This window comes from Pseudomonas brassicacearum (genome assembly GCF_003732265.1).
Taxonomy (GTDB): Bacteria; Pseudomonadota; Gammaproteobacteria; order Pseudomonadales; family Pseudomonadaceae; genus Aquipseudomonas; species Aquipseudomonas brassicacearum_D.
Map to the genome: position 1 here is coordinate 1,157,095 of NZ_MOBK01000001.1, position 20,671 is coordinate 1,177,765.

Genomic DNA, 20,671 nt, shown 5'->3' on the forward strand with positions numbered 1-20,671 from the left:
TCAACACCGCAAAACCTGTGGGAGCGGGCTTGCTCGCGAAGGGGCCGTCAGCCTTAACATAACCGTTGACTGACACACCGCTTTCGCGAGCAAGCCCGCTCCCACAAGGGTTTGCGGTGAAGTGAAGAATGCAGGCACATAAAAAAGCCCCCGCAACCAATGGCTGCGGGGGCTTTTTTGTACCCGGGCGGTTTAGAACGCGCCCATGTAATCGCGCTTGCCCACTTCCACGCCGTTGTGACGCAGCAAGGCGTAAGCAGTGGTGACGTGGAAGAAGAACTGCGGCAATCCGTAGCTCAGCAGGTAAGCCTGGCCGCTGAAGCGCTTCTCTTTAGGGGTGCCCGGACGGGTCACGATCTCGATGCCTTCCTTGCCGTTGATTTGCTCCGGCTTGATCTCGGCGATGTAGGCCAGGACCTTGGTCAGCAGCGCTTGCAGTTCGGCGAAGGTGGTTTCGGTGTCTTCGTACTTCGGCACTTCAACTTCGGCCAGACGCGAAGAAACGCCTTTGGCGAAATCAACGGCGATCTGCACCTGACGCACCAGCGGGAACATGTCCGGGAACAGACGGGCTTGCAGGAATGCGTTCGGGTCGATGTTCTTGGCGGTGGCGTGGGCTTCGGCCTTGTTCAGCACATCGCTGAGCGCGGTGAGCATTTGCTTGAAAACAGGGACGGAGGCGTCGTACAGGGAAATAGTCATGGCAGTCTCGTGTGGTAACAGGAGGGGAAACGTCGGCCGATTATAGCCATGCCCGCCCCTCCTGCCATGGGTCTTTTTCAGCTGCCGTAATCCTTAATGGCAGTCCCCGCCCATGCGCACCAGCAGCGCGGCGCGGTGTGGTTTCAGATAGGGTTCGACTTCGCCGACTTTGCACGACGCGAGGTTCTGCAATTGCGGGTCGAGGGGTTCTTGCACAAACAGCAGCCCCACTGGGCGTTCATCCCCTTGCAGTTGAGCAAGGGTCAGCGGCGCCACCGGCCGCCCCATGTAATAGACCAGACGGATATCCGGTTCACCGACGCTGTAGGCCTTCTGTCCCGGCTGCCCGGCGGACAGCGTGGCGACCTGTTCCAGACCACCGACGCGATGGGACAGCACCCGGGCTTCGACGAACACGTAAAACACCACAAACCCGGCCAGCATCACGTACGGAACCCTGGCCAGGCAGGTACGCCAGCGTCCTTGCATGCCTTCGAGCACGGCGGCCCAGTGCATGGCCAGCAGCAAGGCCATGGACGGGTAAACCGGCAACAGGTACTTGCCGTGCTTTTCGGTGAACAGGGAGAAAATCAGCAGCGGCAGCAGCGTGCAGCACAGCAGCATGGCCGCCTCACGGCGCGAACGGATCATCGCCCAGAACTTGCGCGGCTGCACAAACACAATCAGCCAGAACGGAAAGAAGTCACCGGCCAGGTACAACAGGTACGCGTACCAGGCTTCGGCGCCCTCCCCATCGATCTTGTTCATGATGTCTTCGCTGATGATCGACGACCAGATGCCCCAGCCCTGACTCAACGACACCGCCACGTACCACGAACTGCCCAGCACCACCGCGATCAGCCAGCCCCATCCGTCACACAGGTAGGCTTTGGCCCGCGCGTCGCGGCAGATCAAGGCGTACGTCAGGATCGGCGCCGTCACCCACAACAGGCACACCGGCCCTTTGGTCAGCAGCGCGCAACCTAACAGCAGGTAGCTGAGCCGACTCCACAGCACCCGGCCCTGCTGAAAGATGAACTGCCACGCCGCCAGCAATGCGCCGAAGCACAGCAGGGTCAACAGCATCTCGATTTCCGAGCGGCGGGCAAACAGGCTGAACGCGCCGTTCGCCGCCAGGAACACCACCGCGAACAGCCCGACCTGCCGCCCGGCTTGCCGAACGCCGTACCAGTACGTGCCGAGGCAGCACAAGGTCGCGGCCAGTGCCGAAGGCAACCGCACGCTCCACTCGGACACACTGCCCAGCACAGCGGTCGACACCAGGCCCGCCCAATAGAAAAACGGCGGTTTGGACAAGTACAAGTCGCCGTTCATGTACGGCAGCAACCAGCTCCCGGCTTCGTGCATTTCCCGCACGGTGACGGCGCGACGCGCCTCGTTGACGCTGAGAAACGGCACACTGCCCAATCCCCAGAAAAACAGCAGCGCCATGGCGACCGCCGCGAGCAACGTGATATTTCGGGTCGATAACGATCCGCGCATGACCTACTCCTTCAGGTTTTTGCTTTTAGCGATCAACTGCAAATTGCGGAAATAAACGAGGGTGCCGAAGGCCTGGCCGGCGATGAACACCGGGTCTTGCCGGTAAATGGCGTACGCGAGCAAGAGCGTGCTGCCGACGATGCTCAGGTACCAGAAGCTCGTCGGAATCACGCTGCGTTTTTTGTATTCGCTGTACAGCCATTGCAGGATAAAGCGCCCGGTGAAGGCGATCTGGCCGACAAAACCGACCACCAGCCACAGGGCTTCGCGGGACATGTTCATCCTTCAATCTCCTGCGCATGGGTGTTCAGGCGTGTGCGCTTGATCAGCCACCAGACCCCGACCAGGTCGAGGATGCCCACCAAGGCGCGGTCGAGGTTGCCGTACTTGGACACCCCGGCGGTGCGCGGGCGATGGTTGACCGGGTGGACGATCATTCGGCCGTTATGGCGCTGGATCAGCGCCGGAATAAAACGGTGCATGTGATCGAAGTACGGCAGGCGCAAAAACGCCGCGCGTTCGATCAGCTTCAAGCCGCACCCGGTGTCCGGGGTGGCGTCCTTGAGCAAGCGGCTACGCAGGCCGTTGGCGAACCGCGAGGCCCAGAGTTTGCTCGCGGTATCACGGCGGTTGACCCGATGCCCGGCCACCAGTTGCACGTCGACTCGCCCCGGCTCGCCGCGCACCAGCGCCAGCATGCCGGGAATGTCCGCCGGGTCGTTTTGCCCGTCGCCATCAAGGGTGGCCAGCCATTGGCCGCGCGCCTCGAACGCGGCGTGGTAGAGCGAAGTGCTCTGCCCCAACGAACGTTCATGGTGCAGGATGCGCAACGCGCTCAGGCCGTTGTGCCGGATTTGCCGCAGTTCGTGCAGGGTGGCGTCGGTGCTGCCATCGTCGACGACGATGATTTCGTAGGCCTCGTCGGCCAGGGCCACGCGGATCTCCTCAAGCAGCGGCTTGAGGTTGTTGGCTTCGTTTTTGGCGGGAATCAGTACGGATACAAAAATGTCTTGGCTCATGGAGTCTCTCTCGCCCTTTTTGTTTTCGGTTATCAGGGGCGAATAAAGGTGGCGCACACCGATTGACTCGATGCATGGTTCAGTGGTTCGGAACGCTGCAGCCCGCGGCTACAGCGCCTTTCAGGGCTCGCGCAGGTGGTCGCGCGAGCACGCCTACGGTGCCCGCCAGATTGTTAAAATGTCGTTAATATTTCATCCATGTTTCGTCATCGTTGCCCGGTGGCCACGACGAATTCAGTTGCCATTGGCGCTCGCCAATCTAAAGTGCATCCACGCACGTGAAAAACATGAATCGGGTAAGGACGCAGACCATGAGCACTGAGCAAGAGACGACCCTCGACGAGCCGCGGCTTAACAGCACGGAAATCCGCATTTTGGGCTCGCTGATCGAGAAACAGGCGACCAGCCCGGAAACCTATCCGCTGACCCTCAATGCTCTGGTGATCGCCTGCAACCAGAAAACCAGCCGCGAACCGGTGATGAACCTGACCCAGGGCCAGGTCGGCCAGAGCCTGCGGGCGCTGGAAGGACGTGGCTTCACCAAACTGGTGATGGGCAGCCGCGCGGATCGCTGGGAGCACAAGGTCGACAAGGCGCTGGAACTGGTGCCGGCCCAGGTGATTCTGACGGGGTTGTTATTCTTGCGCGGTCCACAGACGGTCAATGAACTGCTGACCCGCAGCGGGCGCATGCATGAATTTGAAGACACCGAACAGGTGGTGCATCAGCTGGAACGCTTGATTGCCCGGGGGTTGGCGTTGCTGATCCCGAAGCAGGCCGGTCAGCGGGAAGACCGGTACATGCATGCGCTGGGTGATCCGGCGGACATAGAAGTTATCCTGGCGGCACGGCAGAATCCGGTGGAGCGTGGGGCTTCTGGTGGTGTGTCGGTTGAACGGATCGAAGAGCTCGAAGCGCGAATCGCGGCACTGGAAGAGCGCCTGGCTCGCCTCGAATAACCAGTCTACACACCTCTAAAATGTGGGAGCGGGCTTGCTCGCGAAGGCGGTGTATCAGTCACCAGATAGGGTGAATGACAGGACCTCTTCGCGAGCAAGCCCGCTCCCACATTGATTTGATGACACCTGTAGTTACTCACCGTCCCAGTAATCCACACCGTCGCCCGGCCGGGCGATGGCGACGAAGCCTGAGGCATTGCCCTCGGCATCGACCTTGAAGTCGTCCATCACCGCGTATTTGCCGGAATCGGGGTACTCGCAAATCTCCGGCGATTGCTGGGTGCTGACCGCCAGATAGCGCAGTTCCCCGTTGCTTGTGTTAATGATCTGGTGCGCCGCTTCCGGACCTCCCGGAGGGCAGGCGATCACGTCACCCGCGCGGATCGGGAAACGCTCGGCACCGAGGCGCACCTCCCCTTCCCCGGCCACGACGTAAAACATCTCCTCATTGACCCGATGGCTGTGAAACGGACTGCCGCGCATACCCGGTTCCAGTACATACAGCCGATACCCCAGCTTCTGCGCGCCCAATTGCTGACCGACGCGGGCCATTCGCTGCTGGTAACGGCCCGCCGTATCGCCCGTGGGCGCCATGGCTTCGGGCAACGGTTCAAGGTCGACCTGGTTCAGGTTGAGAATGCGCGGATGCATGGGGATTCCTTTTAGCTGCGGGCAAATTCCACGGCTTTGTGAAATTGCTCATCGGTCGGCCGGACACCGGTGTACAGCACGAATTGCTCCAGCGCCTGGATGGCGATCACTTCCAGCCCGGTAATCACCCGTTTGCCTTCAGCGCGTCCCCGAACGATCAGCGGTGTTTCCGAGGGGATCGCCACCACATCGAAGACCGTCTGCGCAGCGGCAATGGTTTCAGCATCGAACGCCAGCTGATCGGCCTCCGGGCCACCCGTCATGCCGATCGGCGTGACATTGATCAGCATTTGCGGGCGCTGAGCACCCAATTCCGCTTGCCATTGATAACCCAGTGACTCCGCCAGGGCACGACCGACACGCTCATTGCGGGCGACGATCAAGCCGTTCTGGTAACCGCCGTCGCGCAACGCGCTGGCCACGGCCTTGGCCATGCCGCCGCTACCGCGCAGGGCAAAGGTGAAATCCTTGGGCACTTCGTGGCTTTTGAGCAGTTGCTCGATGGCGATGTAATCGGTGTTGTAGGCCTTCAAGTGGCCGTCGGTGTTGACGATGGTGTTGATCGACTGAATGGCCGCCGCCGAGGCGTCCAGTTCATCCACCAGCGCAATGCACGCTTCCTTGAACGGCATCGACACGCCGCAGCCACGAATGCCCAGGGCGCGAATACCGCCCACGGCGCCGGGAAGATCCTGGCTGCTGAAGGCCTTGTAGTAGAAATTCAGGCCCAATTGTTCATACAGATGATTGTGAAAACGCAGGCCGAAATTGCCGGGGCGCCCGGACAGCGACATGCACAGCTGAGTGTCTCGATTGGGGTTCATCTGCATGAAACTTTCTCCTTCTAAAGCACTTTCAGATAGACGGGATTAGCCATTCCATCGGGTCTGTTCGATCATAACGATATGGCGGCGGGCGCTGGCGCGAACCGTCAGGAAACCGGTACAGACCTTACACAAAATTTACCTATTTGCTGTGCTGATTTTCAAAAAAACGCTGTCTTAGAAGTATCCCCGCGACAATGCTTGGGTCTATTGCAGACCCAAGCGCCGGGTCGAAGAACCGAGGAATTATCATGATCCGTAAAATCCCCACAGTTGCCTTGCTGATCGGCGCACTCGCTGTCGCAGGACAGGCACAAGCCCATGGCGGTGGTTGTGGTAATTGCTGGCAAGGACCAGCGGTCTTTGGCGCACTGGTGGGTACGGCCATCGTCGGTTCGGCCCTGATTAATGCCAATCGGCCGGTCTATGTACAACCTCAACCGGTTTATCAGCCAGCGCCGGTTTATGTACAGCAACCACCACCGGTTTATTACCAGCCAGCACCGGTCTACGTGCAGCAGCCGGTCTATTACGGGCCGCCACCGGTTTACTACGGCCCGCCACGTGGTTATTACGCCCCGCGCGGTTACTACGGCCCAGGCCGTGGTTATGGCCACTGGTAACACAATCACCAAGCCCCGCCCTCGACAGCGGGGCTTTTTTGTGACCGTTCGTCGGCGAACGTCTGGATAAATCGCGTCAAGGTCGCTGTGGGGACAGCATCGGCAGCTCAAATTGGCAAAGATTGACTCGACCCGCCCTCGCCTTGCGCCAAACGGTCATATTTATGTCATGTCAGGTCCGCAAGCTTGGATCTGTCCGCAAATAACAGGTTGATAACAACAAGGACGACCTCATGCCCACGCAACACCCGCACCGCAATGTCGCTTTGTGCACGTCCAGCAAGGTGTACGACGCCTTGACCGAACTCAAGCACCTGGAAGGCCATCGCAGCGCCAAGTTTCTTTCGCTGCTGGCGGAAAACCTGGTGCGCAAAGGCCTCCTCAACGAGCAGGAAGTGGTTCACATGCTGGATCTGGTCGTCGACTGAGACACATACTCATCGGCGTCAATGACGACTATCGAAAGCGTTAATTGTCCGTTTCAGCGCCGGGTCCGTAAGGTAGCTCCATAGATTGATGGAGGTACTTATGTCCCAGGTTCAGATCATGTCCGTTATCGGCAGCGCCGTTCCCGCATCGCTTAGAGAGCTGGGATTGCTCGCCTGTTGGTATCTGGTGCAGGACGGCGAAGCGATCAGCGGTCCGCTTACTTCGCTGCCGGCCGCCCAAGCCTTGTCGCAACGCATCGGCAAAGGCCAGCTCAGCGCCTAAGGCAACTGCACCTTCGGTTTGGTTTCAATGAAGATGGCCCAGCTCGACATAAACAGGGCCGCGATCAGCGGCCCGATGACGAAGCCGTTGAGGCCAAAGATCGCCAGACCGCCGAGGGTCGAGATGAGGATCAGGTAGTCCGGCATCTTGGTGTCCTTGCCCACCAGGATCGGTCGCAGCACGTTATCCACCAGGCCGATTACAAAAACCCCGTACAACCCCAGCACCACGCCCTGCCACATCGCCCCGCTGAGCAGGAAAAACGCCGCCACCGGCGCCCAGATGATCCCTGCCCCCACGGCTGGCAACAGCGACAGAAACGCCATCAGCACCGCCCAGAGCAACACACTCGGGATGTCCAGAAACCAGAAAATCAAACCACCCAAGGCGCCCTGCGTGATCGCCACCAGCAGATTGCCCTTCACCGTCGCCCGCACCACGCGATTGAACTTGAGTTGCAGCCGACGCTTCTGGTGTTCCTCCAACGGCACGGCCGCGCGAACTTTGCGTGCCAGTTCGGCCCCGTCGCGCAGAAAGAAATACAGCAGGTAGAGCATGATGAAAAAGCCCACCACAAAATCAAACGTGACCTGACCGAAACTGAACACTTGAGTGGCGAAATACTCATTGCCCGTCACCGCACTCTTGATGATTTTCTCGCGCAGCCCATTCAGCTCACCCACCCCGAACCGGTCAAGCAGGTGCTGAAAGTATGGCGGCAGGCTGTGCTTGAAGTGCGACACATACCCCGCAATGTCCAGTTCACCGCTTTCGATGTTTTTGTACAGCGTCGCCCCCTCCTGAACCAGGAAGAAACTGAGAATGATCACCGGCAGGATCGCAATCACCAGACAGATGCTCAGCGTGAGCATCGACGTCAGGTTGCGCTCCCAGCCCAGCTTTAATTGCAGTCGACGTTGCATCGGCGCAAAGAGGATGCCAAGGATCACTGCCCAGAACACCGCTCCGTAGAACGGCAACAAAATCCAGATGAATGCGGCGGTCACCAGCCCCAGCAAGACCACCAATGACTTGTTCTTTACGGTTTCTTCGTTCATGTCCGACCCGTGTCAATGCGCAGGGACTCAGACTCCTGAAATGAAGAGCCGTCCTTACTGCTTAGTCCGCCACGGTTCGCGCGAGTGCCATCCGTTTGTTCATCAAGCATAGATCCAGATCAATGAACGCCGCCGGCAACGCGCTTACCCTCCACGGTTTTTGCGACTACCCCTGCCATGACTCTCCTTGCCCCCGAACTGCTCGCCCCCGCCGGCACCCTGAAAAACATGCGTTATGCCTTTGCTTACGGTGCCGATGCGGTGTACGCCGGCCAGCCGCGCTACAGCTTGCGGGTGCGCAATAACGAATTCGATCACGCCAACCTCGCCCTCGGCATCCAGGAAGCCCAGGCCCAGGGCAAGCGTTTTTACGTGGTGGTGAACATTGCGCCGCACAACGCCAAGCTCAAGACCTTCCTCAAGGACCTGGCACCGGTGATCGCCATGGTGCCGGACGCGTTGATCATGTCGGATCCGGGCTTGATCATGCTGGTGCGCCGGCATTTCCCGCAGATGCCGATTCACCTGTCGGTACAGGCCAATACGGTGAACTGGGCGAGTGTCGAGTTCTGGCAGCAACAGGGCTTGAGCCGGATCATCCTGTCGCGGGAACTGTCCCTGGAAGAAATCGGCGAAATCCGCCAGCAAGTGCCGGCCATGGAGCTGGAGGTGTTTGTCCACGGCGCGCTGTGCATGGCCTATTCCGGACGCTGTTTGCTCTCGGGCTACATGAACAAACGCGATGCCAATCAAGGCAGCTGCACCAACGCCTGCCGCTGGAAATATTCGGCGCAAGCGGCCACGGAAAACCAGCTGGGCGAGATCGTCCAGCCGTATCAGCCTGAACCGACCCTGGGCATTGGCGCGCCCACCGACCAGGTGTTCCTGTTGCAGGAGGCCAATCGGCCGGATGAGCTGATGCCCGCCTTCGAGGACGAGCACGGTACTTACATCATGAATGCCAAGGACCTGCGCGCCGTGCAGCACGTCGAGCGCCTGACGCACATGGGCGTGCATTCGCTGAAGATCGAAGGCCGGACCAAATCCCACTTCTATTGCGCACGCACCACGCAGGTGTATCGCCGGGCCATCGACGATGCCGTCGCCGGGCGTGAATTCGACCGCAGCCTGATGACCGATCTGGAGTCACTGGCGCAGCGTGGCTACACCGAAGGCTTTTTGCGTCGGCATGTGCATGACGAATACCAGAATTATCAGCACGGCAGCTCAGTGTCGGAGCGACAGCAGTTTGTTGGCGAACTGACCGGTGAGCGGCGTGAGCGGATGGCAGAGATCAAGGTGAAGAACCGGTTTGCGCTGGGGGATCATCTGGAATTGATGACGCCCAAGGGCAACTTTCATTTCGATTTGCATCAATTGCACAACGTCAGGGGTGAATCCATTGAAGTAGCGCCGGGGGACGGGCATACGGTGTATGTGCCGATTCCGGATGCGGTGGATCTGAAGTTCGGGTTATTGATGCGGGATATCAGCGATGGTTGAAATCAATCAACCTGCCACACACCCCTGTGGCGAGGGAGCTGTTGTGGCGAGGGGGCTTGCCCCCGTTCGGCGGCGCAGCCGTCGTAATCCCTCAAAATGCGTTCTTATTGGGTCACCGCGTTGCCCGGTTTAGGGGCCGCTTCGCAGCCCAACGGGGGCAAGCCCCCTCGCCACAACAACCCACTCGCCACAACAGCTCCCTCGCCACAAAAGCAGCGATGCCTCCCGATAATCACGCGAACTCCTCGCGCAGCATTGCCACAAACGCTTCTCGCGCCGGGTGAACCCCGGCGTTTTCATGCCAGTAAAACAGATTGTCGATGGCCGTCAGCTCGGGAAACTCAAACCCTGCGCACCCCGCCCCCTTGGCGTACTGATCAAACACCCCTTTAGGCACCAGCGCGACGCCGGCCCCCGCGCTGACACACCCGACAATCGCGCCGTAACTGGCCAGGCTGACAATCGGCAGTGCCTGCCCCTGGCGCAGCAACCAATGTTCCAGCGCCGCCCGGTACGGACAGCCCTGGGGCCACATGAACACGGTCTTGTCCTGCAAATCCGCAATGCCACGCACCGGCCCCAGCGATGTCGAGGCAATCAGCAGCAGCTCTTCGCGGTACATCGGTGTGCGCTTGAGTTGGGAACGTTCGACATCCACCGCGACAATCGCACCGTCGAGCCGATGGTTAAGCGTGTCATCCAGCAATTGGCCCCAGGTGCCCGTGGTCAGTTCCAGCGCAACCGCGGGATAGCGCTTGTGGAATTTCGCCAACAGGCGCGGCAGCCGGCCGGTGGCCGAGGACTCGATGGCGCCGATGCGCAGCGGCCCGGAAGGGTCGGCGGACGGGTCCAGTGCGCGTTTGGCTTCAACGGTCAGCGCCAGGATCTTCGAGGCGTAAGACAAAAACGTCTGGCCCGCCGGACTGATACGAAGCCCCCGGCCCTCACGCAGAAACAGCGCCACGCCCAACTCCGTCTCCAGCGCCTTGATCCGCGCCGTGATGTTGGACGGCACGCAATGCAGCAACTCGGCGGCCCGGGCGATGCTGCCGACGTCGGCCACGGTCTTGAACATGCGAATCTGCGCCAGCTCCATAATCATCACCAAAAGTGAACAGTCGACGCAGTATAAGTCAGTTGTGGTGACCTGTTCAGCTTCAGATACTCGGCACATACACCCAAGGTGCCCGACCATGAAGCCACACACTCGCCCCGCCCACTCGCCGATCAAAATCATTCTGGCGATGGCCTTTGTCATCGCCTGCTGGGCTTATTCGCCAACGGGCATTCATATCGGCTTGCAGGCCTACGACCCCGGCCACCTGGCCTTGCTGAGGTTTCTGATTGCCTCGGCATTCATGGCAGTCGTCGCCGCGTTCAAAGGCATCAGCCTGCCCAGGCTTCGCGACCTGCCGCTGCTGATGGTGCTCGGATTTTTCGCGGTGAGCCTGCATCACGTTGTACTGAATATCGGCCAACAGCATGTCAGCGCCGGGGCCTCCAGCGTGTTGGCGCAATCGACGCCGTTGTTCAGCACGCTGCTGGCGCGGTTTGTGTTCAAGGACAGCGTCAGCTTCTGGCGCTGGGGCTGCATCGTGGCGGGACTGGTCGGCGTGGTGATTGTGGTGGCCGGTGATCGCGGACTGGGGAGCGTCGACGTTCACGGATGGCTGATCCTGCTGGCGGCGCTGTCGTGGAGTTTTTACTTTGCCCTGCAGAAGCATCAAACCGGACGCTACGACGGCCTGACGCTGGTGTGTTACACGGTGTGGTCGGGCACGGCGCTGTTACTGATCTACCTGCCGGGACTGGCCGGCCAGGTCGTCAGCGCACCAGCGCATGTGCAGTGGGCGGTGATGGCGTTGGGCGTGTTTCCCAGTGCGCTGGCGTATCTGGCCTGGGCGTTTGTGCTGGCGCACGTGGACTTGAGCCGCGCCAGCGTGACGCTGTACCTGATCCCGCCGACGGCGATGGCCATGGCGGCCTATGCCTTGGGGGAACAGCCAACGCTGATGGTCGGCGTCGGTGCCCTTGTGGTGTTGATCAGTGTGCTGGCGCTGAACCTGGAACGCCGGGCTGCGGTGACCTCGGTGCGACCCGCCCAGCCATGAACTCAAGCGAGAGCCGATTCAAGAATCGCCGTGCGATGCCGACCTCCTCTGTTCACATGAACGTGAAGCCATCGCCAGGAAGTGTTTATGAACCGTTTTGCTGTGGCCTGCGCGCTAGGGATAGTGTCGGGCTGCGCCAGCCACCCCCAGCCAACGTATCAACCGCCGGCATTGACCGTGCAACTGGTGTTCAAACAGGCACCGCTGGAAAACTCGGTGATGCGCGATGGCGACATCGTCAGCTATCAGGTGCATACCCCGCCGGTGTTGGCCAACGGCTTGCCGAGCGTTGTTCAATTGCAAACCAATTGCAGCGCCCCTGACGTGAAAATGCTGTTTCTCGACCGCTACTTTTCCACCAGACCGGATTCAAGTCACGTTCATCAGCAACTGACGCAGGACGTGCCCAACGTACTGGCGGCCGAGCTGACGCAAAACCCCTCGTTCGGTGAGGCCTGCGTTCGCGTGGCACCGTCTGACTGGCGCATCGTCCAGCGAAGCGAAGACCAGCGCTGGTTGATGATCGACGTCAACAGCGTCAGGACCGAAGGTGGCATCAGTCATTTCTGGGGCGCCATCGATGAGCCCGTACTGCTTTCAGACAAAAGCAACATGGAGCTTTACGGGCAGTCCCGCGAACGCTACGAAGTGGATTGCACTCGCCAGACCTACCGCGTCTTGAGCACGTTCAAACTCGGCAAGACCCATCAGGTGGCGTTGGGTGAAGTGCTGAACAATCCGGCGCAACACGCCTTCGCACAGGCTGGCGCAGCAGTCCGGCTGTTGTTGAATGCAGCCTGTGGCTCAACCGAGCAGCGCTCGACATTGCCCGCCTACACGTCACGCCTCAAGTCGCCGCAAAGCTTCGCGCCGGCCCCTGTCCCTGCGTCGGTGCTGAAGGCGATCAACGACCTCAAGCTTGCACCACCCGCCCGCACACTCAAGCGCGTGGTGACCCGATCCAGCACGTATTCGGGATCGGGAATCACATTGCTCCTGGACACCGACCCGCAGAGCGGCCAGGTGCGCCAGCGATGGAAGGATGCGCCGGTCGATCGCTGGACGATCTCGTTCCGCGGCTTGCTCACCCTGGCTCAGCAGTCCCCGCTGGCCGACAACAGACGTTCGCTCCCCACCTCCGGGGCCACGGATACCGTGCAACTCGGCTTCACCGGGGACTGGCAAAAAATGCCGGTGGGTGCTGCTCTGGAAATACGCGCGGAAAAACGCGAGCGCCATACGCTCGACGGCGAACGAATGTTCTCCGAACGGCTTCTGTGCACCGTGGAACGGGTATTCGAGGCGAGTCAGGTCAACCAGCAACTGCGCGGCGGCGCCAAAGAAGTCAGTTGCCGATTTGACAACGATCCGGCCACCAGCCGCGGCAGCAAGTATTACTACCTCGAAGAGTACGGTTACTTTTTCCGGGCCGCTTACCCAAGCGGCGCGACAACGTTGCTCGAAGTCGAAGAATAAAGCTCAGGCGTCACCCGCCGAAAAACGGTCGCGACTGTTGGTCAGGTGCAGCCACATCGCCGCCCGCGCCGCGTCCGGGTCCTGACGCTTGATGGCGTTGAGAATCGCCTCGTGTTCGAGGTTGGCGAGTTGCCCCAACTTGCTCAGATCCGCCGCACCGCGTTCGGCGGCATTGACGCGGGTGCGCGGGATCATCGCACTGCCCAAGTGCTGCATGATGTCGGTGAAGCACACATTGCCGGTGGCTTCGGCAATCAACAGGTGGAAGCGCTTGTCGGCCTCGACGCAACTGTCGTTGTTGGCCAGCAAGCTCTGATAATCGTCCAGCGCTTCACGCATCTGCGCCAGTTGCAGCTCCGTACGACGCGTCGCCGCCAGCGCAGCGGCCTGGGTTTCCAGGCCCATGCGCAACTCCAGAATGCTGCGCACCCCCAGCGCGGTGTCGACGTTCAGCCGCAAGCCCTGCTCCGGCGCGCGTTCGATGACAAACGTGCCGATGCCGTGACGGGTTTCCACCAACCCTGACGCCTGCAATTTCGAGATCGCCTCGCGCACCACGGTGCGGCTGACGCCGTGTGCCTGAACGATCGAGTTTTCCGACGGTAACTTGTCTCCCGGCAACATCTGGCCGAGCAGGATGCTCTGGGTCAGCTTGGCGACCAGGTCGTGCGCGAGGTTGTGGCTGCGCCTTGGGGCTGGCGTGTCGAGGACAGTTTGCATGGCGATGATCCGGAAACGGGGCTGACGGAATCGTAGCACCGCGAGAGGATTGGGATCTCCAGAAAATAGCGCTCAACTTGTATGACAACACTCAACAAATACGACGATTTCACGTCTGCAACCCACATAGCGAAACCAGAAAAAGCATAAAAAAGCGCCGTTACCTCACCATTTTGTTGGACATAACCGCTTGCACAATAAAAAAATGCAGTTGTATGATGTCTAGCAACAACGCGACACCCCGCATAAAAATAATCAGTGGGAGAAACCAAGTGAATACATCCGTATCAGGGATGCACGACGGTGCCGATTCGGTCCTGAAGTCCGCCATCTCGAAAGTGAAACGCCACGTCCTGCCGCTGTTCGTCATCATGTTCATCGTCAACTACATCGACCGTGTGAACATCGGCTTCGTCCGCGCCCACATGGAACACGACCTGGGAATCGGCGCTGCCGCCTACGGCCTCGGTGCCGGGCTGTTCTTCATCGGTTACGCGCTGTTCGAAGTCCCCTCCAACATCCTCCTGCAAAAAGTCGGCGCACGCATCTGGCTGACCCGCATCATGCTGACCTGGGGCCTGGTGGCCGCCGGCATGGCGTTCATCCAGAACGAAACCCACTTCTACATCCTGCGATTCCTGCTGGGTGTGGCCGAAGCCGGGTTCTTTCCGGGGGTGATTTATTACTTCACTCGCTGGTTGCCCGGCGTGGAGCGCGGCAAGGCGATTGCGATCTTTCTCAGTGGCTCGGCGGTGGCCTCACTGATCTCCGGCCCGCTGTCCGGGTTGCTCCTGCAACTCAACGGTTTCGGATTGCACGGCTGGCAGTGGATGTACTTCATTGAAGGGATGTTTTCGGTCGGGCTGTGCGTGTTCGTCTGGTTCTGGCTGGACTCCAAACCCCACGACGCCAAATGGCTGAGCCGCGAAGAACAGGACGCGCTGGTCAACGCCATCGAGGACGAACAACTGGCCCGCGAAGCCGCAACGCCGATCAAACCGTCGTTGGGCAAACTGCTCAAGGATCGTCAGATCATTCTGTTCTGCCTGATCTACTTCTTCATCCAGCTGACCATCTATGCCGCGACCTTCTGGCTGCCGAGCATCATCAAGAAGATGGGCGACCTCAGTGATATTCAGGTCGGGTTGTTCAACTCGATCCCGTGGCTGCTGTCGATTATCGGCATGTACGCCTTTGCTTCTCTGTCAGCCAAATGGAAACACCAGCAAGCCTGGGTGGCTGCTGCGCTGTTGATTGCCGCCGCCGGGATGTTCATGTCGACCACGGGCGGGCCGATCTTTGCCTTTGTTGCGATCTGCTTTGCGGCGCTGGGTTTCAAATCCGCTTCGTCGCTGTTCTGGCCGATCCCCCAGGCGTATCTGGATGCGCGGATCGCCGCTGGCGTGATTGCGCTGATCAACTCGGTGGGCAACCTCGGCGGTTTCGTTGCGCCGACCACTTTCGGCCTGCTGGAAGAACACACCGGTTCGATTCAGGGCGGCCTGTACGGGCTGGCCGCGACCTCGATCATCGCCGCGATCATTGTCTTTGCCGCACGCAACACACCGAAAACCGCACCGGCCGCTGCGCTGGGCAAACCAACGCCCAACCACGCCTGATCCGTTGTTTATAAGGACAAGAAAATGCACCCACAAGACTGCGCAAAAGCCCCGATCATCACCAGCATGCAGGTGGTTCCGGTGGCCGGCCACGACGGCATGCTGCTCAACCTGAGCGGCGCCCATGGTCCGTTTTTCACCCGCAATATCGTGATCCTCAAGGACAACGCCGGTCACACCGGTGTCGGTGAAGTACCGGGTGGCGAGCGTATTCGCCAGACACTGGAGGACGCCCGCGCGCTGGTGGTTGGCAGCCCGATCGGCACGTATCAGAAGATCCTCAACCAGGTGCGCCAGACCTTTGCCGATCGCGATGCGGGCGGTCGCGGTTTGCAGACGTTCGATCTGCGCATCACCATTCACGCGGTCACTGGTCTGGAAGCCGCCCTGCTCGACTTGCTCGGCCAGCACCTGGACGTGCCGGTCGCCGCCCTGCTTGGCGAAGGCCAGCAGCGTGACGAAGTGAAGATGCTCGGTTACCTGTTTTACGTCGGGGATCGCCAGCAGACAGACTTGGCCTACCGCAGCGAACCGGACGCCGATAACGACTGGTTCCGTGTGCGTCATGAGCAAGCCATGACCGCTGACGCGGTGGTCCGTCTGGCTGAAGCCGCCCACGCCCGCTACGGCTTCAAGGACTTCAAGCTCAAGGGCGGAGTGCTCAGTGGCGATGAAGAAATCGAAGCCGTCACCGCACTGGCCGAACGCTTTCCGGAGGCGCGCATTACCCTCGATCCGAATGGCGCGTGGTCACTCAAGGAAGCCATTCGCTTGTGCCGGGACCAGCACCGCGTTCTGGCCTACGCCGAAGACCCGTGCGGCGCGGAAAACGGTTACTCGGGGCGTGAGGTCATGGCCGAGTTCCGCCGTGCCACCGGGCTGAAAACCGCGACCAACATGATCGCCACCGACTGGCGGGAAATGGGCCACGCCATCCAGTTGCAATCGGTGGACATTCCGCTGGCCGACCCGCATTTCTGGACCATGCAGGGTTCGGTTCGCGTGGCGCAGATGTGCCATGAATGGGGCCTGACCTGGGGTTCGCACTCCAACAACCACTTCGATATTTCCCTGGCGATGTTCACCCACGTCGCGGCGGCTGCGCCGGGTGAAATCACCGCCATCGACACCCATTGGATCTGGCAGGACGGCCAGCGCCTGACCAAAGCCCCACTGCAAATCGTCGGTGGTTGTGTGCAGGTGCCGAAGAAACCGGGGCTAGGGGTTGAATTGGACATGGACCAATTGGCCAAGGCCCATGAACTGTACAAAGGCATGGGGCTGGGGGCGCGGGATGACAGCGTGGCGATGCAATTCCTGATCCCGGGCTGGAAATTCGATAACAAACGGCCGTGCCTGGTGCGCTGACTTCTGCCGCTGTACTCCTTGTAGGAGCGAGCCTGCTCGCGAAGGGGCCGGCACATTCAACATGGATGGCGCCTGACACTCCGACTTCGCGAGCAGGCTCGCTACTACAAGGGTGGCGTTTCGGATGCTTGCAGTAACCACTCCTTGAATGCCGTCATTGCCGCCGTTTCGGGGCGAGACTGCAAGCGGGTCAACCAGTAGCTGCCGGTGGTGATGCCGATGGCGAACGGTTGCTCGATGGCACCGGCCGCCAGTTGACGGGAAAACATCAGCGGCGGCGCCAATGCAATGCCAGCACCTTGAAGCGCGGCCTCCATCATCGCCAGCGAAGAGTCGAAAACAATATTCCTGGTGGGTGCCGTGTTGGGCGGTAGCCCGCAGGCCAGAAACCACTCGGGCCATTCGTCGATACGGTAAGAACGTAACAACGTTTGTTTCAACAGATCCTCAGGCGAATTCAACTGCCGGGCCAGTTCGGGAACGCACAGCACCGACAGCGGCGCCTCGATCAACCGCAACGCTTCAATCCCGTGCCAGGCGCCCGCGCCAAAACGAATGGCGTAATCCAGCCCCTCAGCGGCCACGTCCACCCGATTGTTATTGGTCGACAGCCGTAAATCTATGAACGGATGTTTCTCCTGGAAGTCCGCCAGCCGCGGCAACAACCACCCGACCGCAAACGTCCCCACCGCCCCCACTGTCAACACATCCCGATAGTGCCCGCCTTCGAACCGCTCAAGCGTTTCGGCGATTCGGTCAAAGGATTCACGCAGTACCGGCAGCAAGGTTTCACCCTCACTGGTCAGCATCAGCCCGCGTGGCAAGCGTTTGAACAGTGTTACGTTGAGTTGGGCTTCGAGGCTTTTGACCTGATGACTCACTGCCGCAGGCGTAACAAACAACTCCACCGCCGCCCGAGTGAAACTCAAATGGCGCGCGGAGGCCTCGAAAGCACGCAACGCATTCAGCGGCAAGTGAGGACGAATCATGCCAACTCCATAGTTTTTCTAATGGCTCACCCGAAATATCGTCGTTTGTCGACGCTCGGCGGACTGCCTAGATTTGGCTCGCCTATCAGGTAACCCGATTTGCAAGAGCGCATGGAGTGTAGCGGGTTAACTTCATTACAACTCATGAAGAGTGGATCAGAAATGCTCAAACACAAACTGCCGAGGCTTGCGTCCTACAGCGCTTTCGTACTTTTCCTCGGGACAGCCTCCTGTATGGCGGCGACACCGTCCGATCAGCAGCTCGAAACCCTGGTCAACGCCACCGTCAGCCCGGTCATGCAGCAACATAACATTGCCGGGCTCGCCGTCGCGATCACCCACAATGGTCAGCAGCATTACTTTAATTACGGCGTGGCCTCCAAAGAGGATCGCAAACCGGTCAGCCAGGACACCTTGTTCGAAATCGGCTCGGTCAGTAAAACCTTCGCCGCCACACTGGCCGGGTATGCCCAGGCCAACGGCAAACTGTCTCTGTCCGATACTGCCAGCACCGTTTTGCCAGCATTGCGCGGCAGTGCGTTCGATCGCATCAGTGTGTTGCAGCTGGGCACTTACTCCGCTGGCGGGTTGCCGCTGCAGTTCCCCGACGACGCTGACCATGCAGACACGATGCTCAGTTACTTCAAACAATGGACACCGGTTTACCCTGCTGGCACCCATCGCCTGTATTCGAACCCAAGCATTGGGCTGTTCGGCTATCTCGCCGCCCACAGCATGGGCCAGCCGTTCGATGAACTGATGGAAAAAACCTTGCTGCCGAAACTGGGCCTCAAGCACACCTACCTCAAGGTCCCGCAAGCGCAGATGGGGCTTTACGCTCAGGGTTACAACAAAGACGACAAGCCGGTGCGTGTCGGACCGGGCGCGCTGGATTCCGAAGCCTACGGCGTGAAAACCAGTGCCTCGGACCTGATTCGGTATGTTGAAGCGAACATGAAACCGGCAGGACTGGAAAAGCCATTGCAGCAAGCCATCGCGACCACTCACACCGGTTACTACACGGTCGGTGAAATGACACAGGGGCTGGGCTGGGAGCTCTACCCTTACCCGGTCACGCTGGATCGGCTGCTCGCCGGCAACTCGACCGAGATGGCAATGGACGCTCACAAGGTCAAGTGGTTGAACCCGCCGCAGCCGCAACCGGAAAACGTGTTGCTCAACAAAACCGGCTCCACGGGCGGCTTCGGTGCCTACGTTGCGTTTGTGCCCTCGAAGGACATCGGCATCGTGATCCTGGCCAACAAAAACTACCCGAACCCGGAGCGGATCAAAATCGCTCACGCGATATTGAGTGCCTTGAGCGAATAACCACAAGCAACAGCAAAATGGGTGACCCTTCGAGGTCACCCATTTTCTTTTTTACGCCTGCTTAATGCCGGGTTTCTGGCTTACCGCCAGATGCTTCCCTATCCGCAACAAGGTTGTCCCGCGCCTGAGCCACCAACAACTCGGCGACCATCGCCAACTGCTGAATCGAGAATATTTCACCGCGGTTCGGCGCTTCCAGTTTGGCGGCAAAATTCTCGAGCAGGGCCGTCAGCGACGCGAGGGTGTCGCAAGCTTGTTTCAGTAGCGTCCGCGTGTCGACTCCGGGGGCAATGGCGAATATAGGCTGGGGCGAGAGCATACGCCTGGGGCGTGGAATGACCGCCACGTCGATGGTCCCACACAGCTTCACAGGCGTGGGATGCTCGGAATCGTCAGGGATTTCTGCTTGAGGCTTGCTGAACTTTTTCACAGGCGAGGCTCCTTTTTTCACGGGTGTTTTCATCCTTGGGTCCCTCGATGGCGCGGACTTCCACGAAGGCTAGCGGTGCGGGCTGACAGACACCAGTTCATCAAGTGCGACACAACTTGAAGGAAATTTCCGACGCCCGTGAAGGCGGATACTTCACCCGCAAAAAAATGGGCGATCGCCTGGATCGCCCATTGTCGTTACAGCGGCTGCAATCGTCGTCCGATCACGTCCATCAAATCACAACCGTCACGCAGCGGAATCGCCAACACCCGCGCAAAATCCTGAAGCAACAGAGCATCACGGCCCATCCCCTCGCCCACGGACAAGGTTTCCAGCAGTTGGGTCACGCTACGAATGCGATAGGCCGCAGTGCCATGCAACACATCCACCGGCGCATCCGTATCAATCAGCAACGACGCAATTTGGCAATCGATGCCCGTAATCGGCATATATCTGGCCATCAGTGATCTCCTCTCTCAATGCCGTACCGGTGGCTGAACGACAGGCGCACCTTCGGGTGGATCAACGTTATCCAGCGCCTGGTTCACCAACAACTCGGCGATGACCGCCAACTGCTGAATCGAGAGCGCGACGTTACGCTTTGAGCCTTCCAGCTTGCAGGCCAGATCCGTAATCAGGACATTCAGAGACGCCAGGGTTTCGCAGGCATGACTTAGCAGGGTTATGGAATCGACGCCCGGAGTGATCGTGAAGACGTGGCTGATCGGGTCGGTATGACTGGGGTTTCGCAAGCGAGCGCTGACGGCGCGTTCTGTGGTTTCGGAAGATCGAGCGGATCGGTATCTGTCGAAGTTTCGGGAGGATTTGGAGTGATCTTTTTCAATAGTGAAGCTCCTTTAAAGTAATGGAGCTACCCATCTCACTTCCACATGAGGGTGGCAGCTGAACGCAGGTGTGGAAGACCAGGCTAAAGGAGAACCTGGCGCACTGGAGAGTGCCCCGCGAACAGCCGCCATAACATGACAATGTTGGCATAAAATACCGCCATCATGTGTTTTGGCCGTTCAGGCTCCTTTATACAACGACAGACTTCCACATCCGACCACTGATTTTGC

General features: G+C 59.7%; 22 protein-coding genes and 1 pseudogene. 10 read left to right on the plus strand and 13 right to left on the minus strand.

The features are described from left to right. Window positions 1-192: 192 nt before the first annotated feature. From BK660_RS05455 to BK660_RS05470, 4 genes are all read right to left on the minus strand, one after another. Window positions 193-702 carry a DUF1993 domain-containing protein gene (locus BK660_RS05455; RefSeq protein WP_027925391.1) on the minus strand — a complete coding sequence of 170 codons (510 nt, stop codon included), beginning with the start codon at window positions 700-702 and terminating at the stop codon, window positions 193-195. 93 nt (window positions 703-795) lie between these two features. After that, a complete protein-coding gene (locus BK660_RS05460) occupies window positions 796-2,205 on the minus strand; it encodes an ArnT family glycosyltransferase (RefSeq protein ID WP_123432411.1) in 1,410 nt (469 codons plus the stop codon). 3 nt (window positions 2,206-2,208) lie between these two features. Continuing rightward, window positions 2,209-2,487, minus strand: a complete 279-nt coding sequence (locus BK660_RS05465; protein WP_123432412.1) for a lipid-A-disaccharide synthase N-terminal domain-containing protein — start codon at window positions 2,485-2,487, stop codon at window positions 2,209-2,211. Then, a complete protein-coding gene (locus BK660_RS05470; protein ID WP_123432413.1) occupies window positions 2,484-3,224 on the minus strand; it encodes a glycosyltransferase family 2 protein in 741 nt (246 codons plus the stop codon). Before BK660_RS05470 ends, BK660_RS05465 begins: the two co-directional genes overlap by 4 nt. 311 nt (window positions 3,225-3,535) lie before the next feature. Between BK660_RS05470 and BK660_RS05475 the strand changes: the two genes are divergently transcribed. After that, the gene (locus tag BK660_RS05475; protein WP_123432414.1) at window positions 3,536-4,183 is read left to right on the plus strand and encodes a YceH family protein; all 648 of its coding nucleotides are present in this window, start codon (window positions 3,536-3,538) and stop codon (window positions 4,181-4,183) included. A 132-nt stretch (window positions 4,184-4,315) separates the two neighbouring features. Here BK660_RS05475 and BK660_RS05480 read toward each other — a convergent pair whose 3' ends face one another. Next, on the minus strand, window positions 4,316-4,834 hold the full coding sequence (locus BK660_RS05480; RefSeq protein ID WP_123432415.1) for a cupin domain-containing protein: 519 nt from the start codon (window positions 4,832-4,834) through the stop codon (window positions 4,316-4,318). An 11-nt stretch (window positions 4,835-4,845) separates the two neighbouring features. Beyond that, window positions 4,846-5,664: a shikimate 5-dehydrogenase gene (locus BK660_RS05485; RefSeq protein ID WP_123432416.1), complete on the minus strand. Its 819-nt coding sequence runs from the start codon at window positions 5,662-5,664 to the stop codon at window positions 4,846-4,848. Window positions 5,665-5,909: 245 nt separating this feature from the next. Between BK660_RS05485 and BK660_RS05490 the strand changes: the two genes are divergently transcribed. The 3 genes from BK660_RS05490 to BK660_RS05500 all read left to right on the plus strand — a co-directional run bounded on the left by BK660_RS05490 (window position 5,910) and on the right by BK660_RS05500 (window position 6,992). Next, window positions 5,910-6,281 (plus strand): hypothetical protein, encoded by a 372-nt coding sequence (locus tag BK660_RS05490; protein ID WP_123432417.1) that lies wholly within the window; start codon window positions 5,910-5,912, stop codon window positions 6,279-6,281. Between the two features lie 233 nt (window positions 6,282-6,514). Continuing rightward, window positions 6,515-6,709: a hypothetical protein gene (locus BK660_RS05495; RefSeq protein WP_123432418.1), complete on the plus strand. Its 195-nt coding sequence runs from the start codon at window positions 6,515-6,517 to the stop codon at window positions 6,707-6,709. A gap of 100 nt (window positions 6,710-6,809) precedes the next feature. Next, complete coding sequence (locus BK660_RS05500) at window positions 6,810-6,992, plus strand: hypothetical protein (RefSeq protein WP_123432419.1); 183 nt, start codon at window positions 6,810-6,812, stop codon at window positions 6,990-6,992. Here BK660_RS05500 and BK660_RS05505 read toward each other — a convergent pair. Next, window positions 6,989-8,050 (minus strand): AI-2E family transporter, encoded by a 1,062-nt coding sequence (locus BK660_RS05505; RefSeq protein WP_123432420.1) that lies wholly within the window; start codon window positions 8,048-8,050, stop codon window positions 6,989-6,991. The genes BK660_RS05500 and BK660_RS05505 overlap by 4 nt on opposite strands. A 177-nt stretch (window positions 8,051-8,227) precedes the next feature. Between BK660_RS05505 and trhP the strand changes: the two genes are divergently transcribed. Further along, on the plus strand, window positions 8,228-9,553 hold the full coding sequence (gene trhP, locus BK660_RS05510) for a prephenate-dependent tRNA uridine(34) hydroxylase TrhP (protein ID WP_123432421.1): 1,326 nt from the start codon (window positions 8,228-8,230) through the stop codon (window positions 9,551-9,553). Between the two features lie 232 nt (window positions 9,554-9,785). On the opposite strand, the gene BK660_RS05520 is transcribed toward trhP, so the two are convergent. Further along, window positions 9,786-10,649 carry a LysR substrate-binding domain-containing protein gene (locus tag BK660_RS05520; RefSeq protein ID WP_059182490.1) on the minus strand — a complete coding sequence of 288 codons (864 nt, stop codon included), beginning with the start codon at window positions 10,647-10,649 and terminating at the stop codon, window positions 9,786-9,788. A gap of 97 nt (window positions 10,650-10,746) precedes the next feature. Between BK660_RS05520 and BK660_RS05525 the strand changes: the two genes are divergently transcribed. Both BK660_RS05525 and BK660_RS05530 read left to right on the plus strand, forming a co-directional pair. Continuing rightward, window positions 10,747-11,664, plus strand: coding sequence for a DMT family transporter (locus BK660_RS05525; protein WP_123432422.1), 918 nt, complete (start codon window positions 10,747-10,749; stop codon window positions 11,662-11,664). A gap of 87 nt (window positions 11,665-11,751) precedes the next feature. Then, window positions 11,752-13,140 (plus strand): surface-adhesin E family protein, encoded by a 1,389-nt coding sequence (locus BK660_RS05530; RefSeq protein ID WP_123432423.1) that lies wholly within the window; start codon window positions 11,752-11,754, stop codon window positions 13,138-13,140. A gap of 3 nt (window positions 13,141-13,143) precedes the next feature. Here BK660_RS05530 and BK660_RS05535 read toward each other — a convergent pair whose 3' ends face one another. After that, window positions 13,144-13,860: a FadR/GntR family transcriptional regulator gene (locus BK660_RS05535; RefSeq protein ID WP_123432424.1), complete on the minus strand. Its 717-nt coding sequence runs from the start codon at window positions 13,858-13,860 to the stop codon at window positions 13,144-13,146. Between the two features lie 272 nt (window positions 13,861-14,132). Here BK660_RS05535 and BK660_RS05540 point away from each other — a divergent pair, with 272 nt between their 5' ends. Together BK660_RS05540 and gudD are read left to right on the plus strand one after the other, a co-directional pair. Then, on the plus strand, window positions 14,133-15,479 hold the full coding sequence (locus tag BK660_RS05540) for an MFS transporter (RefSeq protein ID WP_123432425.1): 1,347 nt from the start codon (window positions 14,133-14,135) through the stop codon (window positions 15,477-15,479). Between the two features lie 24 nt (window positions 15,480-15,503). Beyond that, complete coding sequence (gudD, locus tag BK660_RS05545; protein WP_123432426.1) at window positions 15,504-16,847, plus strand: glucarate dehydratase; 1,344 nt, start codon at window positions 15,504-15,506, stop codon at window positions 16,845-16,847. A 104-nt stretch (window positions 16,848-16,951) separates the two neighbouring features. Here gudD and BK660_RS05550 read toward each other — a convergent pair whose 3' ends face one another. Further along, window positions 16,952-17,836 carry a LysR family transcriptional regulator gene (locus tag BK660_RS05550; RefSeq protein ID WP_123432427.1) on the minus strand — a complete coding sequence of 295 codons (885 nt, stop codon included), beginning with the start codon at window positions 17,834-17,836 and terminating at the stop codon, window positions 16,952-16,954. 162 nt (window positions 17,837-17,998) lie between these two features. Here BK660_RS05550 and ampC point away from each other — a divergent pair, with 162 nt between their 5' ends. After that, the gene (gene ampC / locus BK660_RS05555; protein ID WP_123432428.1) at window positions 17,999-19,165 is read left to right on the plus strand and encodes a class C beta-lactamase; all 1,167 of its coding nucleotides are present in this window, start codon (window positions 17,999-18,001) and stop codon (window positions 19,163-19,165) included. A gap of 61 nt (window positions 19,166-19,226) precedes the next feature. Here the strand turns inward: ampC and BK660_RS05560 are convergent, their stop codons facing one another. From BK660_RS05560 to BK660_RS05570, 3 genes and pseudogenes are all read right to left on the minus strand, one after another. Beyond that, on the minus strand, window positions 19,227-19,595 hold the full coding sequence (locus BK660_RS05560; protein WP_123432429.1) for a DUF6124 family protein: 369 nt from the start codon (window positions 19,593-19,595) through the stop codon (window positions 19,227-19,229). 197 nt (window positions 19,596-19,792) lie between these two features. Next, on the minus strand, window positions 19,793-20,056 hold the full coding sequence (locus BK660_RS05565) for a hypothetical protein (protein ID WP_123432430.1): 264 nt from the start codon (window positions 20,054-20,056) through the stop codon (window positions 19,793-19,795). 15 nt (window positions 20,057-20,071) lie between these two features. Further along, window positions 20,072-20,439: pseudogene (locus BK660_RS05570) on the minus strand (DUF6124 family protein). Window positions 20,440-20,671: the final 232 nt, after the last annotated feature.

Bases quoted from the DNA above. Each gene is read 5' to 3' on its own strand.
- BK660_RS05480 (WP_123432415.1), bottom strand. From the start codon at position 4,834: ATGCATCCGCGCATTCTCAACCTGAACCAGGTCGACCTTGAACCGTTG.
- BK660_RS05525 (WP_123432422.1), top strand. From the start codon at position 10,747: ATGAAGCCACACACTCGCCCCGCCCACTCGCCGATCAAAATCATTCTG.
- BK660_RS05505 (WP_123432420.1), bottom strand. From the start codon at position 8,050: ATGAACGAAGAAACCGTAAAGAACAAGTCATTGGTGGTCTTGCTGGGG.
- ampC (WP_123432428.1), top strand. From the start codon at position 17,999: ATGCTCAAACACAAACTGCCGAGGCTTGCGTCCTACAGCGCTTTCGTA.
- BK660_RS05460 (WP_123432411.1), bottom strand. From the start codon at position 2,205: ATGCGCGGATCGTTATCGACCCGAAATATCACGTTGCTCGCGGCGGTC.
- BK660_RS05470 (WP_123432413.1), bottom strand. From the start codon at position 3,224: ATGAGCCAAGACATTTTTGTATCCGTACTGATTCCCGCCAAAAACGAA.
- BK660_RS05535 (WP_123432424.1), bottom strand. From the start codon at position 13,860: ATGCAAACTGTCCTCGACACGCCAGCCCCAAGGCGCAGCCACAACCTC.
- BK660_RS05485 (WP_123432416.1), bottom strand. From the start codon at position 5,664: ATGCAGATGAACCCCAATCGAGACACTCAGCTGTGCATGTCGCTGTCC.
- BK660_RS05475 (WP_123432414.1), top strand. From the start codon at position 3,536: ATGAGCACTGAGCAAGAGACGACCCTCGACGAGCCGCGGCTTAACAGC.
- trhP (WP_123432421.1), top strand. From the start codon at position 8,228: ATGACTCTCCTTGCCCCCGAACTGCTCGCCCCCGCCGGCACCCTGAAA.
- BK660_RS05500 (WP_123432419.1), top strand. From the start codon at position 6,810: ATGTCCCAGGTTCAGATCATGTCCGTTATCGGCAGCGCCGTTCCCGCA.
- BK660_RS05520 (WP_059182490.1), bottom strand. From the start codon at position 10,649: ATGGAGCTGGCGCAGATTCGCATGTTCAAGACCGTGGCCGACGTCGGC.
- BK660_RS05495 (WP_123432418.1), top strand. From the start codon at position 6,515: ATGCCCACGCAACACCCGCACCGCAATGTCGCTTTGTGCACGTCCAGC.
- BK660_RS05565 (WP_123432430.1), bottom strand. From the start codon at position 20,056: ATGGCCAGATATATGCCGATTACGGGCATCGATTGCCAAATTGCGTCG.
- BK660_RS05490 (WP_123432417.1), top strand. From the start codon at position 5,910: ATGATCCGTAAAATCCCCACAGTTGCCTTGCTGATCGGCGCACTCGCT.
- BK660_RS05550 (WP_123432427.1), bottom strand. From the start codon at position 17,836: ATGATTCGTCCTCACTTGCCGCTGAATGCGTTGCGTGCTTTCGAGGCC.
- BK660_RS05465 (WP_123432412.1), bottom strand. From the start codon at position 2,487: ATGAACATGTCCCGCGAAGCCCTGTGGCTGGTGGTCGGTTTTGTCGGC.
- gudD (WP_123432426.1), top strand. From the start codon at position 15,504: ATGCACCCACAAGACTGCGCAAAAGCCCCGATCATCACCAGCATGCAG.
- BK660_RS05530 (WP_123432423.1), top strand. From the start codon at position 11,752: ATGAACCGTTTTGCTGTGGCCTGCGCGCTAGGGATAGTGTCGGGCTGC.
- BK660_RS05455 (WP_027925391.1), bottom strand. From the start codon at position 702: ATGACTATTTCCCTGTACGACGCCTCCGTCCCTGTTTTCAAGCAAATG.